We start from the raw sequence: 17,795 nt of genomic DNA, 5'->3' as shown, positions 1-17,795 counted from the left end.
TCACGAGGCTTTCTGTGCGGCAGTGTTTTTCGGGATCAGTTGAGGTTCCGGGAGTAGCAGGATGGAAACCAAGCTGATCACGGCAATGATCACGAAGTAGACGGTGATGGCGAACGAGGTGTCGAAGGCGGCGTAGAGCGCGGTGGCGATCATCGGGGCCAGACCGCCGCCGAGGATTGCGCCGATCTGGTAGCCGAGTGACGCTCCGCTGTAGCGGATGTGTGCGGGGAACAATTCGGCGAACAGCGCCGCTTGTGGGCCGGCGCAGCAGCCGAGCGTGAAGCCGAGGGCGATCATCGATACGAGCATCACCGGGACGATCGCCGTGTCGATCAGCGGAAAGAACACCGCTGCCGCCACTACCAGGGCGATCGAACTGCGGATGTAGACGGTTCGGCGTCCGAGAGTGTCCGACTTGTGAGCGCTGAAAGCCATTCCCGCCATCCAGAACGGGCAGGATGCGATGAGGAGGAAGAGCATCGTGGTTTTGCTGAAGCCGAGTTCGGACTCGCCGTATTTGAGCACGTAAACCATGTACGCGTACGCAATTCCGTTGGTGGCGATGAAGGTTCCACCGGCGAGGAGCACTGTCTTCCAGTGTCTGGTGAGAACCTCGAGAATCGGCATGGACTCCGCCGGTGCTTCGGACTTCGAAGCGGTGAACTCGTCACTTTCCTCGAGGCCGAGACGGATCCACATCGCAACGCCCACAAGAACTGCGCTGAGCAGGAACGGGATTCGCCATCCCCAGGAGTTGAATGCATCGTCGTCCATGAAGGCGGCGAGGGGGAGATAGACGAGATTGGCCACCAATACGCCTGCGGGAACACCGATTTGTGGTGCGCTGCCGTACAGCCCCTTCTTGCCCTCCGGTGCGTTTTCGGTGGCGACCAGAACTGCGCCGCCCCACTCGCCGCCGACACCGAGTCCCTGAACGAATCGCAAGGTCACCAGGAGTATGGGGGCAAAGACGCCGATGGCGGCGTAGTTGGGTAGCAGGCCGATGGCAACGGTGGCGCAGCCCATCAGCATCAACGAGGTGACCAACATGGATTTGCGTCCGATGCGGTCGCCGAAGTGGCCCATCACGATTCCGCCGATGGGACGCGCGACGAATCCGACGGCGAGGGTGGCGAAGGCGGCCAGGGTGCCGGCCAGATCGGACGTGCCGGGGAAGAACTGCTTGCCGAGCACGAGCGCGGCGGCGGTGCCGTAGATGAAGAAGTCGTACCACTCGATGGCGGTGCCGACAAAGCTGCCGAGGGCGGCCTTGCGCGCCTTGACCGTCGCGGCGGTGCGCGTAGCGGTCGGTGAGGCGATGGAGGTCATGAAGTGCCTTTCGAGATGAATGTGGCTTGAAGAAACAATGACGTGCGCCACAACAATTGAAAAGCGAAAGAATTGGAGGTTCTTGCACGGAAAATCCGTGGAATCAGCTCCGCTGCCTGGTAGTGGGACTATTGGGCAGGTTCCGAGGGTGAAACGAATTCTATGAAAGCGCGTGCGACGCGGCTGAGGCGAGTGTTCTGGTGCCACGCGAGAACTACGTGCACCGACGGCACGACAGGGGAAGCGATGGTCTTGACGACTACCTCGAGCCCCTCGTACGTGACGTCCATCTTGGGGCGCTGGAGCAACAGCGTCCAGCCGAGTCCGCGTCCGACAAATGCCCGCGCCGTCTCGAAGTTCGCGGTTCTGTATGCAACCTTCGGGATGAATCCGCCTGCGCGGCAGACGTCGAGCGCGTGTTTGGTGCTCGGCGGCGCGTCGAGGAGAACCATCGGGTGTTCCGCGAGATCCGGAAGATGGATCGGTCGCTCGGACCGCGCGAGTGGGTGTTCTGCACCCAGGACGATCAAGGGTTCGCGGATGGCCAACGGAACTGTGCGCAATTGTGGAGACAGGTCCAGGTCGTAAGCGATCGCGAGGTCCAACTCGCCGTTCTCGAGATGTGTCTGGAGCCGATTCTGAGTGTCCTCGCGGAACTCCACTTGCGCGTCGGGATTCTCACGGGTGAACCCGGCGATCATCGACGGCAATACCGTCGGCCCCAGAGCGGGATAGCAACCGATCGCGATGGGCCCCGACACGCTTCCGCCGGTTCCGAGCGCATCGGATTCGAGCTCCCCGGCTTGCTGAAGTAGCGCCCGGGCGCGCACCAGAACGGATTCACCGGTGCGGGTCAGTTGAATGCCGAATGAGCGACGGCGAACGCACAGTTGAACTTTGAGCGCGCGTTCGAGTTCGGTGAGCGACGCGGACAGGGCGGAGGGGGAGAGGTGCAAGCGCTCGGCCGCGGCGCTGATCGTCCCGGTCTCGGCTACCGCGACAAACGCAGCCAGCTGACGCATCGTGTACGTGGGAGCAGGATCGATGCGAGGCATGAGATCGACAGTAGTCGGATAGATTGCCCTGAATATTTTGGTGCGGCACCGTGGAGAAGTCGACGATCAATCGCTGACCTGCGTCTTCGTGGTGCCCCCGGCAGGATTCGAACCTGCGACCTTTCGCTCCGGAGGCGAACGCTCTATCCCCTGAGCTACGGGGGCGCACCGAACTTTCGGTGTGCCGATTGGGCTGCGTTAGCGTAGCGCATCACGGGGGGCCAAGACCAAACCGGCACCCGTCTCGGCATGGCGTCGTCGTGGGAGGCAGTCGAGGATGCGGCCGGGGACCATGGTCGTCGAATCATCTGTACCGACTGACTCGGATGCTTTTTACGCCTAGGCTCGGCTCTGAGCACAGGCTCGGGCGGACTGCTCGGGCACCCTCGTGAGGTACGGGAGTCGTTGATGACCGATCACCACTATTCCGAAGACCAGCTCGCGCTCGACCTGAAGTGGTGGGCAGCGGCCAACTACCTGACCGTTGCGCAGATCTATCTGAAAGACAACACGCTTCTGCGGGAACCGTTGCGAGCCGAGCACATCAAGCCTCGACTGCTCGGACACTGGGGGACCAGCCCTGGCCTGTCGATGATCTACACGCTCCTCAATCGGCACATCGTCGCCACTGATGCTGACTGGCTGTACGTCACGGGCCCGGGGCACGGCGGCCCGGCGCTGGTCGCGTCGACGTATCTCGAGGGAACGTATTCGGAGATCTATCCGGAAGTCTCGGACGACGCCGAGGGTATCCACCGGATGTGTCGGCGATTCTCGGCTCCCGGCGGAGTGCCCAGCCATGTGAGTGTGCAGACACCCGGAAGCATCCACGAAGGCGGCGAGCTCGGCTACGCCCTTGCACATGCGGCCGGCGCTGCCTTCGATCATCCGAACCTCGTGGTGGCCTGTGTGATCGGCGACGGCGAAGCGGAGACCGGGCCGTTGTCCGGCTCGTGGAAGCTCCCGGCGTTCCTCAATCCACGACGCGACGGCGCGGTGTTGCCGATCCTGCACGTGAACGGCGCCAAGATCGCGGGCCCGACCGTGTACGGGCGCAGCAGCGACGAGGACATTCAGGCCTACCTCGGCGGCCAGGGGTGGGCGCCGATCGTCGTCTCCGGTGACGACCCCGACGTCGTGTTTCCTCAGTTGTATCAAGCGATCTCGCAGGCACACGAGAAGATCCGCGAGATGCAGGGTGCCGCACGCCGCGGCGACGAGTGGACGGGTTCGTGGCCGGCAATAGTCTTGCGGACGCCGAAAGGATGGACCGGTCCGCACACCGTCGACGGAATCTTGGTCGAGGGCACACATCGTGCGCACCAGGTGCCGTTGTCCGGCGTGCGAACCAACGAATCGCATCTGCGGCAACTCGAAGAGTGGATGCGGTCGTACCGTCCGGACGAGTTGTTCGACGCCAACGGATCACTGGCCGCGGAACTGGCGGCGCTCTCGCCGGCGGGGGACAAACGCATGGGGAGCACTCCCTACGCGAACGGTGGGCGACTTCGCGTCGATCTCCCGATGCCGCCGCTCGAAAAGTACGCGCTTCCCATCCAATCCCCGGGTTCGACCTTCCACGAGACGACACGAGTTCTCGGCGAGCTTCTGCGCGACATCTACGCCGCCACGGAAACCGAGGACAGCGGCGGGATCTTCCGACTCTTCTGTCCGGACGAGACGTCGAGCAATCGCCTCGGCGCCGTGTTCGAGACAACCGACCGCTGCTGGCAACTGCCGATCACCGACTACGACGACGGGCTGTCCGCGGACGGTCGTGTCATGGAGGTCCTCAGCGAGCACCTCTGCGAGGGTTGGCTCGAGGGCTATCTGTTGTCCGGTCGACACGGGATGTTCGCGAGCTACGAAGCGTTTGCGATGGTGAGTGTCTCGATGCTCATCCAGCACGCCAAGTGGCTCCAACATGCCGTCGACCTGCCGTGGCGGGCGTCCGTCGCTTCGCTCAACGTGCTGCTGACCAGTACATGCTGGCGCAACGACCACAACGGATTCAGTCATCAGGGCCCCGGCATGATCGACGCCGTTATTCCATTGGCACCCAGTGTGATCCGCGTGTGGCTACCGCCGGACTCCAACACCTTGCTCTCGATCTCGGACCACTGCCTGCGTAGTACCGACCACGTCAACCTGATAGTCGTGGACAAGCAACCGCACCTGCAATACCTCACGCTCGAGCAAGCGCACGAGCACTGCGCGGCGGGCGCTTCGGTGTGGGAATGGGCCGGAACCGAAGCACGCGGACAGGAACCGGACGTGGTCCTGGCCGCTGCGGGAGATGTGCCGACGCAGGAGATCCTGGCTGCTGCACAGTTGCTGCGCGATCACACGCCAGAACTGATCACCCGCGTCGTCAACGTCGTCGATCTGATGGCCCTGCTGACGCCAACCGAGCATCCCCACGGATTTGGGGAGCGTGTCTTCCTCGATTTGTTCACCGCGCAGACCGACGTCGTGTTCGCATTCCACGGATACTCGCGTGCGGTGCACGAACTGATTCACGGGCGTCCGAGTCCCGAACGCTTCCACGTTCGCGGATTCAGTGAACAGGGAACAACCACAACACCGTTCGACATGGTTGTCCTCAACAAGATGAGCCGCTACCACCTGGTGATCGAGGCGCTACGACGCTCCAAGCGTCGGCCGGCCGGGGCGTCCGAGTTGGCGGAGTTCTGCCGGACACAGCTCGAAAAGCACTCGCGTTACATCGTCGAGCACCTCGAAGACATGCCGGAGGTAGAAAACTGGACCTGGTCCTGAAATTCAGGACCAGGCCCAGTTGGGTCTGAACATTCTCGGTTCAGCTCAGTGCAGTGCAGTGCAGTGCAGTTCAGTTCATGGGCAGCGGCACTGCGCCGCGAGCTGCCAACATGTCGGTCATCAGCTTGGACTCGCTCTGCTGCGTGTTGACCATGGTCTGCGCCAGGCTGCGCACCGGACCCTCGGTGGCGTCGGCAGCTGCGTACTCCATCATCGGAAGCCCACCTTCGTGGTGACGAAGCATCAACTGCAGGAACAAGGTGTCGAGTTGCAGGCCTTCCGCCGCGCGGAGAGCCGCGAGGTCCTCGGGGGACGCCATGCCGGGCATGGTGTCGACCGGGCCGGAATGAGCCATGTCCATCGTGGCCGAAGTCCCGTGCGATCCGTGGCCGGAGCCTGAATCCGACGACATCCACTCCATGTACGGCCCCACCTTGGACAGCGGCTGATCCCACATGGTCAGCCACGCCTGCATTTGACCGAGCTGGTTCTGCTGCGTGGTCAAGATGTCGAACGCCAGCGTGCGCACATCGTTGTCCGTGGACTTCGTCAGGGCGATGGACGCCATGTCGACGGCCTGGCTGTGGTGCACGCTCATGTCCTGAGCGAAGCCCACGTCCACCGAATCCGATGCCGGAACGGTCAGTGACGACTTCGCATCGGGTCCGAGGAGGTTGGTCAGTGCGCCGAGGGCAAAACCGACGGCGATCGCGCCGATCAGACCGATGATCAGCAGTGCGGTGCGCTGACTCGGCTTCGAAGGCTGATCGGTGGTCTCTGAACTATTCACCGGACTATCCACCGGCGGGAATCTGCTCGTCGGTGGCCGGGGTAGCGCCCGTGCCGTCCATCTGGATGGCGTCGGCGCCCGGAGGCGTCGGATCGAACGGCGACGTCGACGGGGTGAACAGCGGGTTGGTGCAGCTCGCTCCGACCTCGGGGTAGACGTTCGGGTTCTGGTTCAACGCGGTGATGAACTGATCGATGCGATCGTCGTCGGCCTTGTCGATCTCGAGGCGATGGCCCCACGACTGCAGAGAAATGGGGCTGCTCTGGCCGGGGAACGGCGACATCAGCATGTAGGACTTGCCGTTGACGCGTCCGGCGAGGCTGTCGATCTGGTCCTGGTCGACGAGATCGGGGTTGTACGTGATCCAGATGGCGCCGTGCTCGAGCGAGTGGACGGCGTTCTCGGTGCGAATCGGGTCGGCGTACACGGTTCCGGTGCAGTTCGCCCAGGTGGCGTCGTGCGGGCCACCGAACGGCGGGGTCTGGTCGTACGCCACGCGCTGAGTGGAATCGACGTGCTGGCCGGCCGGGTACTCGATCTTGAGGACGCCGTCGATCTTGTCGGACGGATCCTTGTTCTCGGAGCTGTACTTGTACGGCTCGAGGGCCTGCCGCTCCTCGACCTTGGGCCACAGATTGATACCGAGCACGGCGATGAGTGCGAGCACAGCCACACCGGCGCCGATCGACAGCCAGGGGATCTGGCGGGGAGCGGGGACGCCGCCCTTGCCCTTCTTGGCCGGCCGACTGTTCTTGTTGGCGGCCTTGATGGCCTTGGCTGATTTGGCCCCGGAGTTCTTGTTGGGACCGCGACTATCGGAACCGCTTGGCATCGATTGGGCTCTTTCGGTGTGTGGGCTTGAGGTGTGGCGCGCCCGCGCATGAAGGTACGCGGTGGTAGCTCGGGCATTACCACTGTACTTTCCGAGTCTGAGGGCAAACTTTGAGAGTGGCGTGCGACACGCCACAGCGGCCCCGCGCACGTTCACGGAGAGCGAGGCGTGAGGCGAGTCTCCACTTCCGGTGTGCAGGCAATAGGATGAATACCTGTGACTCCAGCTGACCTTGCCGAACTGCTCCGCGGAACCGCAGCGAGCGTCCTTGCCGATCGTGGCCTCGACGTATCCGTGCTGCCCGAAACCCTTACCGTCGAGCGACCACGCAACCCCGAGCACGGCGATTACGCCACCAACATTGCCATGCAGGTAGCCAAGAAGGTCGGCACCAATCCCCGCGAGCTGGCGGGCTGGATCGCCGAAGCCCTCACCGCTGCCGACGGAATCGAATCCGCCGAGATCGCCGGACCCGGCTTCCTCAACATTCGGTTGGACAAGGACGCCCAGGGCGCGATCGTCGTGTCGGTTCTCGAAGCCGGTGCGTCGTACGGCTCGGGTGACTCCCTCGCCGGCAAGAAGATCAACCTCGAATTCGTCTCGGCCAACCCCACCGGACCGATTCACCTCGGTGGAACCCGTTGGGCTGCAGTCGGAGACGCGCTCGGACGCATTCTGTCCGCGCAGGGTGGATTGGTCACACGTGAGTACTACTTCAACGATCACGGTGCCCAGATCGACCGCTTCTCGCGTTCGCTGATCGCTGCAGCGAAGGGTGAACCTGCTCCGGAAGACGGTTACGCCGGTGCATACATCGCCGACATCGCCGCCTCGGTTCTGAAGCAGCGTCCCGACGTCATGGAGCTGCCCGCCGACGAGCAGCAGGAAACCTTCCGCGCCATCGGCGTCGAATTGATGTTCACGCACATCAAGCAGACCCTCCACGACTTCGGCGTCGACTTCGACGTCTACTTCCACGAGAACTCGCTCTTCGAATCCGGTGCGGTCGAGAAGGCCGTCGAATCCCTCAAGGGTTCGGGCAACCTCTTCCACGAAGACGGTGCGTGGTGGCTCAAGAGCACCGACTACGGCGACGACAAGGACCGCGTCGTCATCAAGAGCGACGGCAACGCCGCCTACATCGCCGGTGACATCGCCTACTTCCAGAACAAGCGCGCCCGCGGGTTCGACCTCTGCATCTACATGCTCGGTGCCGACCATCACGGATACATCGGCCGTCTCAAGGCTGCCGCGGCCGCATTCGGCGACGATCCGGACACCGTCGAGGTGCTGATCGGCCAGATGGTCAACCTCGTCAAGGACGGCACTGCCGTCAAGATGAGCAAGCGCGCAGGCACCGTCATCACCCTCGACGACCTCGTCGAGGCAATCGGCGTCGACGCCTCGCGTTACGTCATGATCCGCTCGTCGGTCGACTCGAGCATCGACATCGATCTCGACCTGTGGACCAAGACCAGCAGCGAGAACCCCGTCTACTACGTCCAGTACGCGCATGCACGCCTCTCGGCGATCGCTCGCAACGCCGCGGACCTCGGTCTGTCCGCCGACGCGAGCAACCTCGCCCTGCTCACCGTCGAGCAGGAGGGTGACCTCATCCGCACGATCGGCGAGTACCCACGCGTCGTGTCGAGCGCGGCGAATCTGCGTGAGCCGCACCGTATTGCCCGCTACCTCGAAGAACTCGCGGGTGCGTACCACCGCTTCTACGGCGCGTGCCGCATCCTTCCGCAAGGCGACGAAGACGCCACCGACGTGCACCGCGCGCGTCTGGCTCTCTGCGCCGCCACCCGACAGGTCCTGGCCAACGGCCTCGAACTGCTCGGCGTCACCGCACCGGAGCAAATGTGAACGCGCACCCCGCCGGCCCCAAGCATGCCGAGCAGTTGCAGGCCCCCGGCTTGCCCGACCGTCCTGCCAGCCCCGAAGCCTTCGGTGAACTCTCACCGCAGGTGTGGCCGCGCAACGCTTCTCGCGGCGACGACGGTGAAGTGACCCTCGCGGGTGTCAAGGTCGGTGAACTTGCCGAGAAGTACGGCACCCCGCTGTTCGTCATCGACGAGGACGACTTCCGCTCGCGTTGCCGCGACATGGCCCGCGCCTTCGGCCCGGATGCCAAGGTGCACTACGCATCCAAGGCATTCCTCTGTGGCGAGATCGCACGCTGGGTCGCCGACGAAGGCCTCTCGCTCGACGTCTGCTCCGGCGGCGAACTGGCGATCGCGTTGCACGCGGACTTCCCGGCCGAGCGAATTGCCATGCACGGCAACAACAAGTCAGTCGCCGAACTGGCCGCTGGTGTCGCCGCGGGCGTCGGACACGTCGTGCTCGACTCGGCGATCGAGATCGACCGACTCGATCGTGTCGCCGGTGAGGCCGGTGTCGTTCAGGACGTGTTGATCCGACTGACCGTCGGCGTCGAAGCGCATACCCACGAATTCATCTCCACCGCACACGAGGACCAGAAGTTCGGTTTCTCGCTGGCCGGGGGAGCCGCGATCGACGCGGTCCGTCGCGTCTTCGCTGCCGACAACTTGCGACTGGTCGGCCTGCACAGCCACATCGGTTCGCAGATCTTCGACGTCGACGGTTTCGAGGTGGCAGCGCACCGCGTGATCGGTTTGCTCCGCGACGTCGTCACCGAGTTCGGAGTCGAGAAGACCAAGCAGATTTCGATCATCGACCTCGGCGGCGGCATGGGGATCTCGTACATCCCCTCCGACGACCCGCCGCCCGTCGACGAACTGGCAGCAAAGCTCGGCCACATCGTGCGCAACGAGTCCGCACTGGCCGGATTGCCGGAGCCGACGCTTGCCGTCGAACCCGGCCGCGCCATCGCCGGACCTGGCACGGTGACGCTCTACGAGGTCGGCACCATCAAGGACGTCACGGTGGGTAGCTCGCTGACACGCCGCTACATCAGCGTCGACGGCGGGATGAGCGACAACATCCGCACGTCCCTCTACGGTGCGGAGTACGAAGCCAAGTTGGTTTCGCGAACTTCCGAGGCTGATCCCGTCGTTGCACGTATCGTCGGTAAGCACTGCGAGTCCGGTGACGTGGTCATTCGGGACACCTGGATGCCCGAGGACGTCGGGCCCGGTGATTTACTAGCGGTAGCAGCGACCGGTGCATACTGCTATTCGATGTCGAGCAGGTACAACCTGCTCACCCGCCCAGCCGTGGTGGCGGTGCGTGACGGAGTCTCACGCGTGATTCTGCGGAGGGAAACAGTGGAAGATCTGCTCAGCTTGGAGGTATCGCAGTGACGAGCGAATCGGCGCATCGCGCTATCGGTGTGGCCGTTCTCGGCCTCGGCAACGTCGGGAGCGAGGTCGTCCGGATCATTCGTGAGCAGGCCGAGGAACTCGAAGCTCGCGTCGGCGCCCCGTTGGAACTGCGGGGAGTTGCCGTCCGCCGTATCGGCTCGGACCGCGGAATTCCCGAGGAACTGCAGACGACGGACGCCGAGTCCCTGGTCGGTCGTGACGACGTCGACATCGTGGTCGAGGTGATCGGCGGAATCGAGCTCCCTCGCAAGCTGATTCTCTCTTCCCTCAACTCCGGTAAGTCGGTCGTGACCGCCAACAAGGCGCTGCTCGCGGACCACACCGGTGAATTGGCGGAGGCTGCAGAGGCCAACTCTGTCGACCTGTACTTCGAGGCCGCTGTTGCCGGTGCGATCCCCGTGATCCGCCCGCTCACACAGTCGTTGGCCGGAGACCGTGTCAACAAGGTCGCCGGAATCGTGAACGGCACCACCAACTTCATCCTCTCCGCGATGGACGAGACCGGCGCCGACTACGAAGAGACCCTCGCCGAAGCCGGACGCCTCGGATACGCGGAAGCCGACCCGACCGCGGACGTCGAAGGCTACGACGCCGCGGCGAAGGCTGCGATCCTCGCGTCGATCGCGTTCCACACCCGCGTCACTGCCGCGGACGTGTACCGCGAAGGAATCTCCACGATCACCTCCGCCGACCTGGCGTCGGCGAAGGCGCTCGACTGCACGATCAAGTTGCTCTCGATCTGCGAGCGCATCGTCACGCCCAAGGGCAAGGAGCGGATTTCCGCTCGCGTGTACCCGGCGCTGGTTCCGCTCAGCCATCCGCTGGCCTCGGTCAACGGCGCGTTCAACGCCGTTGTCGTGGAAGCAGAGAACGCCGGCCGGCTCATGTTCTACGGCCAGGGCGCTGGCGGCGCCCCCACCGCTTCCGCGGTGATGGGTGACCTGGTGATGGCGGCGCGCAACAAGGTTCACGGCGGCCGCGGCCCCCGCGAGTCCAAGTACGCCAAGCTCAAGGTCGCCCCGATGGGCGACATCCTCACGCGCTACTACGTGAACATGGAGGTCGCGGACAAGGAAGGTGTGCTGTCCGCAGTCGCCGCCGAGTTCGCCAAGCACGGCGTGAGCATCTCCGTCGTCCGCCAGGAGGGCGCCGGCGCCGGCGCGCGTCTGGTGGTCGTCACTCATGTAGCAACCGACGCGGCTCTCTCCGAGACCGTGGCGGCCCTCAACGAACTCGAATTCGTCACCGCTGTGACCAGCGTGCTGCGACTGGAAGGCACTGAACAATGACCGGCATCGTCAACCCCGTCCACAAGGCATGGCCGGGTCTCATCGAGGCATACCGGGACCGTCTCGCGATCGGTGACAACTGGAAGACCGTCACCCTGCGCGAAGGCGGCACCCCGCTCCTGCCGGCCGGCCACCTCTCCGAGATCACCGGCTGCGACGTCTACCTCAAGGTCGAGGGTCTCAACCCCACCGGTTCCTTCAAGGACCGCGGCATGACGATGGCCGTCACCGACGCCTTGGCCCGGGGCCAGCGCGCAGTTCTGTGCGCGTCCACCGGCAACACCTCCGCCTCGGCCGCTGCGTATGCAGCCAAGGCAGGCATGACCTGCGCCGTGCTCATCCCGCAGGGCAAGATCGCCATGGGCAAGCTTGCGCAGGCAGTCATGCACGGCGCCAAGATCATTCAGGTCCAGGGCAACTTCGACGACTGCCTCGAACTGGCACGCAAGACCACGGCGGAATTCCCCACCATCGGTCTGGTCAACTCCGTCAACCCGGTGCGCATCGAAGGTCAGAAGACCGCGGCATTCGAGATCATGGACGTGCTCGGCAAGGCTCCCGACGTGCACGCTCTCCCGGTCGGAAACGCAGGAAACATCACCGCGTACTGGCGCGGATACTCCGAGTACTACGCCGACGGTCTGACCACGGTCAAGCCCCGCATGCTCGGCGTCCAGGCAGCCGGTGCGGCTCCGCTGGTCAACGGCGCACCCGTCAAGGACCCCGAAACCATCGCTACCGCAATCCGAATCGGTTCCCCCGCTTCCTGGAACGGCGCTGTCGCCGCGAAGGAAGAGTCGAACGGTGCATTCCGTGCCGCCACCGACGAGAAGATCCTCGAGGCTTACCGTCTGATCGCCGCCACCGAGGGTGTCTTCGTCGAACCGGCGTCGGCAGCCAGTGTCGCCGGCCTGCTCGCCGCACGTGCAGAGGGCTGGCTCGAGCCGGGCCTGACCGTCGTGTGCACGGTGACCGGTAACGGTCTCAAGGATCCTGACACGGCTTTGAAGGGTATGCCGAACGTCGAGCCGATCGGTGTCGATCCCGTTGCCGTCGCGGCTGCCCTCGAGCTTGCATAGTGTCCGTGGATTCATCGACCACTCCGCGGAATCCGGTGTCTGACATGACTATAACCCTGCCTATCGGCCTTTCGGTGACTGCTCGCGTCCCGGCCTCGAGTGCAAACTTGGGGCCGGGGTTCGACACCCTCGGTCTGGCGTTGGGGTTGTACGACGAAATCGTGGTCACCACAACGGATTCGGGCCTTCAGATTCGCGTCGAAGGTGAAGGCGCTGCCGACGTACCTTGGGGTCCTTCGCATCTCGTAGTTCGCGCTATCGAACGCGGTCTCGAAGCGGCCGGGGTGTGGGCCAGTGGCCTGGACGTGTTGTGCCGCAACGCGATCCCGCACTCGCGCGGGTTGGGATCCTCGGCTTCTGCGGCTGTCGGCGGACTGGCAGCAGCCAACGGTCTTGCGCGCGCACTCGATGCCGAGATCGGCTTGACGGAAGAGCAGTTGGTTCAACTCTCGTCCGAGTTCGAAGGTCACCCGGACAATGCGTCTGCCAGTGTTCTCGGTGGCGCAGTCGTCTCGTGGAGTTGCCCACCGGCCGTCGAAGGCGACGAGCCGATCTACTCCGCGGCGAAACTCGATGTCCATCCCGACATCCGTGCTGTGGCACTGGTTCCCGAGGAGCGGTCGTCCACCGCACACACTCGTGGCCTCCTGCCCGAATTGGTTCCGCACCAGGATGCCTCGTTCAACGCGAGCCGCAGCGCGCTGGCTGTCGTTGCGCTCACTGCTCGGCCCGATCTGTTGATGGCAGCCACCGAGGATCGCCTGCATCAGGCGCAGCGCGCACCCGCACTGCCGCTCACGACGCGATGGATCGGGATCCTGCGCGAGGCGGGCATTGCCGCGACCGTTTCGGGAGCAGGCCCCACCGTGTTGGCGCTCAGCACAGAGCCTTTCCCCGTCGAGCTCGCCGAAGCGGCGCGGGCAGACGGACTACGTGTGCTCGAATTGGACATCGCCGACGGCGTCGAAGTATCCACGACGACGGTCTGATCCCTGCCTTGGTCCTGGTGATCGCCCACTACCGATCGGTAGTGAACTGACACACCCAGTCGTCCAAATTCTTGCCGGACTCAGGTTTGGACGCTATCCTGGGCTATGTCCGTACATCGTGCGCGTCAGTCGCCGGTGCATCACCAGGGGGCAAAACTCCTTCCCAATCGGGGTCCACAGTCCTTGGCATGATTCTCGCAGGCATGATCCTCACGCTTGTACCTTCTCCGAAGGTTTGAATCCTCCGCGGATCGAACACTCAGAGGTTCCATATCTCTGGGGTTCAACACACGGGGGAGTGAATCGTCGACGAAGGCGCGTTGGGCAGGTTTGCGAGCGCATGAAAAGTTTGAGGCGAGAGTTTCCGACAATCATGTGACGGCGGACAAGCCGGCAGTTCTGGACAGCAACCACGTACGGCACCACCGAGTTCGGTATTCAATCGAACTGCGGGACGAACCCTCGACTTTGCGCAGTGCGAGTGAGGGAAGGAAAGGACCTCCGTGACCGATACGGACCTCATCGCCACTTCTGCACCCGCCGGGTCGGAATCAGGCGACAATTCTCAGGCGTCATCTTCAGCATCGAACGGTGCGGTGGCGACCTCCACGAAGCGTGCCGAGACGCGCCGTGGTGCCGGACTCTCCGGCATGGTGCTCACCGAACTCCGCACTCTTGCGGGTGAACTGGGCATCAAAGGCACTTCCGGCATGCGCAAGGGCGACCTGATCGCAGCCATCAAGGAGCGCCAGGGCGGCAGCGCAAAGGCTGCACCCGCACAGAGCGAACTCACTCTCGACGACGCACCCGTTGCGCGCACTCGTGCCAAGAGCGCCCGCGCCGCACGCACCGAAACCCCCGCAGCCGAAACGGCTCCCGCGGCAGAATCCGCTCCTGCCGAGGCAGCGCCTGCGCGTACCGAATCCGCCGAGGATTCCGATCAGAGCGCACCCCGTCGTGGACGTCAGCGTCGCGGCGCCGCTCGTCGTGCAGGTTCACCCGACCAGGGTGAACTGAGCATCGAGCAGGACACTCCTTCGGCAAAGTCCGACGCGGACACCTCGAAGGCTGTCGATACCTCGAAGGTCACCGAGACCGCCAAGGCTGAGGCTCCGGTCGAGCGTCCTGCGCGCACCGAGGGCAAGTCCGACGCTGATCAGGCTCCCGCCGAGCAGGGCAACGAGCGTCCCCGCCGCGAGCGCAACCGGGACAATCAGGGCCAGCGAGATAACCAGGGCCAGCGCGAGAACCAGGGCAACCGGGGTAACCAGGATCGCCAGGATCGCCAGGACCGTCAGGATCGCGGCAATCAGAACAACGCCGGCCAGAACAACGCCGGTCCGCGTACGGACAACCGCAACAACGGACCGGACGACGACGAAGAGGGTGGACGCGGACGCCGCGGACGCCGTTTCCGCGAGCGCCGTGGCCGTGGTCGCGACCGCGGTGAGGGTGGCGCACCCAACGATTCGCGTGAGACCGAAATCCGCGAGGACGACGTCCTTCAGCCGGTCGCCGGCATCCTCGACGTGCTCGACAATTACGCCTTCGTGCGTACGTCCGGGTACCTCGCCGGTCCCAACGACGTCTACGTCTCCATGAACCTGATCCGCAAGAACGGCCTTCGCCGTGGCGACGCCATCACCGGTGCCGTCCGCGTCTCGCGTGACGGTGAGCAGGGCAGCCAGCGTCAGAAGTTCAACCCGCTGGTCCGCATCGACACGGTCAACGGCGGCGACGTCGAGGCCGCGAAGAAGCGCCCCGAGTTCAACAAGCTCACGCCGCTGTACCCGAACCAGCGTCTGCGCCTCGAGACCGAGCAGCACATTCTCACCACGCGTGTCATCGACCTGGTGATGCCCATCGGTAAGGGCCAGCGCGCCCTCATCGTGAGCCCGCCCAAGGCCGGTAAGACCAGCGTGTTGCAGGCGATCGCGAATGCCGTCGCCACCAACAATCCTGAGTGCTACCTGATGGTCATCCTCGTGGACGAGCGTCCCGAGGAAGTGACCGACATGCAGCGCAGCGTGAAGGGTGAGGTCATTTCCTCCACCTTCGACCGCCCGCCGGGAGATCACACCGCAGTTGCCGAGCTGGCAATCGAGCGTGCGAAGCGCCTGGTCGAGATGGGTAAGGACGTCGTCGTACTGCTCGACTCCATCACGCGTCTGGGTCGTGCGTACAACAACTCCTCGCCTGCGTCCGGACGCATCCTCTCCGGTGGTGTCGACTCGACGGCGCTCTACCCGCCGAAGCGTTTCCTCGGCGCTGCCCGCAACATCGAGAACGGCGGATCGCTCACCATCATCGCCACCGCGATGGTCGAGACCGGATCCACCGGCGACACGGTGATCTTCGAAGAGTTCAAGGGCACCGGCAACGCCGAGCTCAAGCTCGATCGCAAGATCGCCGAACGCCGCGTGTTCCCGGCCGTGGACGTCAACCCGTCCAGCACGCGTAAGGACGAGCTGCTCCTGAGCCCGGACGAAGCTGCTGTGCTGCACAAGCTCCGCCGCGTCCTGTCCGGACTGGACTCGCATCAGGCCATCGATCTGCTGATCGATCGACTGAAGAAGAGCAAGAACAACCTCGAGTTCCTGATGCAGGTCTCCAAGACCGCACCGGGTGCGATCGACGACTGATCGACTCGACGTCAAAGGCCCACAACCAGCTGGTTGTGGGCCTTTTGCGTGGGCGGAACAAAACCGAGGGGCAGTGCGTTGACAACTTCGTACAGCCACCCCGAGGCGTGCGAGACGCGGATTATCTGGTGAGGTACCGCATCTGGCATACTGAACGGCCGAGTCCGGTTCCGGTTCACGATGTCGATTGGCGACGTCGACCCGGCGACCATTGAAAGGGACACCATGAAGGCAGGAATCCACCCAACCTACGTAGCGACCACCGTCGTCTGCGGTTGCGGTAACACGTTCGAGACCCACAGCACCAAGGAGTCCGGACGCATCAACGTCGAGGTTTGCTCGCAGTGCCACCCGTTCTACACGGGCAAGCAGAAGATTCTCGACACCGGTGGACGCGTCGCTCGCTTCGAGGCTCGCTACGGCAAGCGCGCAGACAGCAAGGTCCCGGCCACCGAGTCCTAGCTGTTCCGCCGACGCCCGATCTGCCATGCGCAGATCGGGCGTCGGCTTTTTTGTGCCTCCACTCGGTTTGCGCGTTTCCCGGGTCCCGGCGTCGAAATACCTTCAAGCGCGCACCGTAGGAATCGAAACTCAGAGCGGAGCGAACCATGGCAGGCGCAACCCAGCCCTCGGCCATCGACGACATCTTGGCGGAGCACGCCGGTCTCGAAGCACAGATGTCCGATCCGGCGTTGCACAACGACCCTGCCGCTGCCAGGCGCGTCGGTAAGCGGTTCTCCGAGCTCTCGCCGATCATGTCGACGTACAACAAGCTCACGGCTGCGCAGGACGATCTGGAAGCTGCGCGCGAACTCGCCGCCGACGATTCCAGCTTCGCCGCCGAGATCCCCGATCTCGAAGCCGAGGTCGCGCAGCTCGAGCAGACGCTGACCGATCAGTTGGCGCCGCGTGATCCGCATGACGGTGACGACATCGTCCTCGAAGTGAAGTCCGGTGAGGGCGGCGAAGAATCCGCGCTCTTCGCCTCGGACCTGGCCCGCATGTACGTCCGCTACGCGGAACGGCACGGCTGGCGCGTCGAGATCCTCGACGCGACGGTCTCCGATCTCGGCGGATACAAGGAAGCCACGCTGTCGATCAAGAGCAAGTCAGATACCCCGGACGGAGTGTGGGCGAGGCTCAAGTTCGAGGGCGGGGTTCACCGCGTCCAGCGAGTGCCCGTCACCGAATCCCAGGGACGCGTTCACACTTCGGCCGCCGGCGTTCTGGTCTACCCGGAGCCCGAAGAGGTCGAGCAGGTCCAGATCGACGAGAGTGACCTGCGTATCGACGTCTACCGTTCGTCCGGCAAGGGCGGTCAGGGCGTCAACACCACCGACTCCGCGGTTCGAATCACGCACCTTCCGACCGGCATCGTCGTCACCTGCCAGAACGAGCGCTCGCAGCTCCAGAACAAGGCGCGTGCCATGCAGGTGCTTGCAGCCCGTTTGCAGGTAGTCGCCGAGGAAGCCGCGGACGCAGAAGCGTCGGCAGGTCGCCAGAGTCAGGTTCGGACGGTGGACCGTTCGGAGCGCATCCGCACCTACAACTTCCCTGAGAACCGCATCACCGATCACCGCATCGGATTCAAGTCGCACAACCTCGACGCAGTGCTCGACGGTGAGCTCGACGCACTTCTCGACGCATTGGGCAAGGCGGACCGAGAGGCGCGTCTCGCGGCCGAGTAGATGCAGACCATGACTG

Annotated in this window: 13 protein-coding genes and 1 tRNA gene; 9 read left to right on the top strand and 5 right to left on the bottom strand. The window is 64.1% G+C overall.

Annotation, left to right across the window (positions count from 1 at the left end; all coding sequences use genetic code 11):
• The 3 genes from ABX74_RS15840 to ABX74_RS15830 all read right to left on the bottom strand — a co-directional run bounded on the left by ABX74_RS15840 (position 1) and on the right by ABX74_RS15830 (position 2,549).
• Complete coding sequence (locus ABX74_RS15840; protein WP_020908300.1) at positions 1-1,329, bottom strand: MFS transporter; 1,329 nt, start codon at positions 1,327-1,329, stop codon at positions 1-3.
• 128 nt (positions 1,330-1,457) lie between these two features.
• A complete protein-coding gene (locus ABX74_RS15835) occupies positions 1,458-2,384 on the bottom strand; it encodes a LysR substrate-binding domain-containing protein (protein ID WP_020908299.1) in 927 nt (308 codons plus the stop codon).
• Positions 2,385-2,473: 89 nt separating this feature from the next.
• Positions 2,474-2,549: transfer RNA gene (locus tag ABX74_RS15830), tRNA-Arg, on the bottom strand.
• A gap of 243 nt (positions 2,550-2,792) precedes the next feature.
• On the opposite strand from ABX74_RS15830, the gene ABX74_RS15825 reads away from it, so the two are divergent.
• Positions 2,793-5,162 (top strand): phosphoketolase, encoded by a 2,370-nt coding sequence (locus ABX74_RS15825; RefSeq protein WP_019749186.1) that lies wholly within the window; start codon positions 2,793-2,795, stop codon positions 5,160-5,162.
• 70 nt (positions 5,163-5,232) lie between these two features.
• On the opposite strand, the gene ABX74_RS15820 is transcribed toward ABX74_RS15825, so the two are convergent.
• Both ABX74_RS15820 and ABX74_RS15815 read right to left on the bottom strand, forming a co-directional pair.
• Complete coding sequence (locus tag ABX74_RS15820) at positions 5,233-5,952, bottom strand: DUF305 domain-containing protein (protein WP_019749185.1); 720 nt, start codon at positions 5,950-5,952, stop codon at positions 5,233-5,235.
• Between the two features lie 4 nt (positions 5,953-5,956).
• A complete protein-coding gene (locus ABX74_RS15815; protein ID WP_021334274.1) occupies positions 5,957-6,784 on the bottom strand; it encodes a DUF3105 domain-containing protein in 828 nt (275 codons plus the stop codon).
• A 216-nt stretch (positions 6,785-7,000) separates the two neighbouring features.
• On the opposite strand from ABX74_RS15815, the gene argS reads away from it, so the two are divergent.
• The 8 genes from argS to prfA all read left to right on the top strand — a co-directional run bounded on the left by argS (position 7,001) and on the right by prfA (position 17,779).
• Positions 7,001-8,653, top strand: coding sequence for an arginine--tRNA ligase (gene argS / locus ABX74_RS15810; RefSeq protein ID WP_019749183.1), 1,653 nt, complete (start codon positions 7,001-7,003; stop codon positions 8,651-8,653).
• Positions 8,650-10,071, top strand: coding sequence for a diaminopimelate decarboxylase (lysA, locus tag ABX74_RS15805; protein ID WP_019749182.1), 1,422 nt, complete (start codon positions 8,650-8,652; stop codon positions 10,069-10,071). Before argS ends, lysA begins: the two co-directional genes overlap by 4 nt.
• A complete protein-coding gene (locus tag ABX74_RS15800) occupies positions 10,068-11,381 on the top strand; it encodes a homoserine dehydrogenase (protein WP_007726192.1) in 1,314 nt (437 codons plus the stop codon). Before lysA ends, ABX74_RS15800 begins: the two co-directional genes overlap by 4 nt.
• A complete protein-coding gene (gene thrC, locus ABX74_RS15795; RefSeq protein WP_003941280.1) occupies positions 11,378-12,460 on the top strand; it encodes a threonine synthase in 1,083 nt (360 codons plus the stop codon). The genes ABX74_RS15800 and thrC overlap by 4 nt, the downstream gene beginning before the upstream one ends.
• A gap of 44 nt (positions 12,461-12,504) precedes the next feature.
• Positions 12,505-13,449, top strand: a complete 945-nt coding sequence (gene thrB, locus ABX74_RS15790) for a homoserine kinase (RefSeq protein ID WP_007726194.1) — start codon at positions 12,505-12,507, stop codon at positions 13,447-13,449.
• A 503-nt stretch (positions 13,450-13,952) separates the two neighbouring features.
• Entirely contained in the window at positions 13,953-16,091 is a 2,139-nt protein-coding gene (gene rho / locus ABX74_RS15785) for a transcription termination factor Rho (RefSeq protein ID WP_047889191.1), read from the top strand.
• Between the two features lie 225 nt (positions 16,092-16,316).
• A complete protein-coding gene (gene rpmE / locus ABX74_RS15780; RefSeq protein ID WP_003941310.1) occupies positions 16,317-16,553 on the top strand; it encodes a 50S ribosomal protein L31 in 237 nt (78 codons plus the stop codon).
• A gap of 146 nt (positions 16,554-16,699) precedes the next feature.
• The gene (gene prfA, locus ABX74_RS15775) at positions 16,700-17,779 is read left to right on the top strand and encodes a peptide chain release factor 1 (RefSeq protein ID WP_003941341.1); all 1,080 of its coding nucleotides are present in this window, start codon (positions 16,700-16,702) and stop codon (positions 17,777-17,779) included.
• Positions 17,780-17,795 lie beyond the last annotated feature (16 nt).

The organism is Rhodococcus sp. ARP2, from assembly GCF_001029585.1.
In the GTDB taxonomy this organism is placed as follows: domain Bacteria; phylum Actinomycetota; class Actinomycetes; order Mycobacteriales; family Mycobacteriaceae; genus Rhodococcus_F; species Rhodococcus_F erythropolis.
Note: the sequence above shows the minus strand (reverse complement) of the source record. Positions and strands in the feature narration are given on the sequence as shown.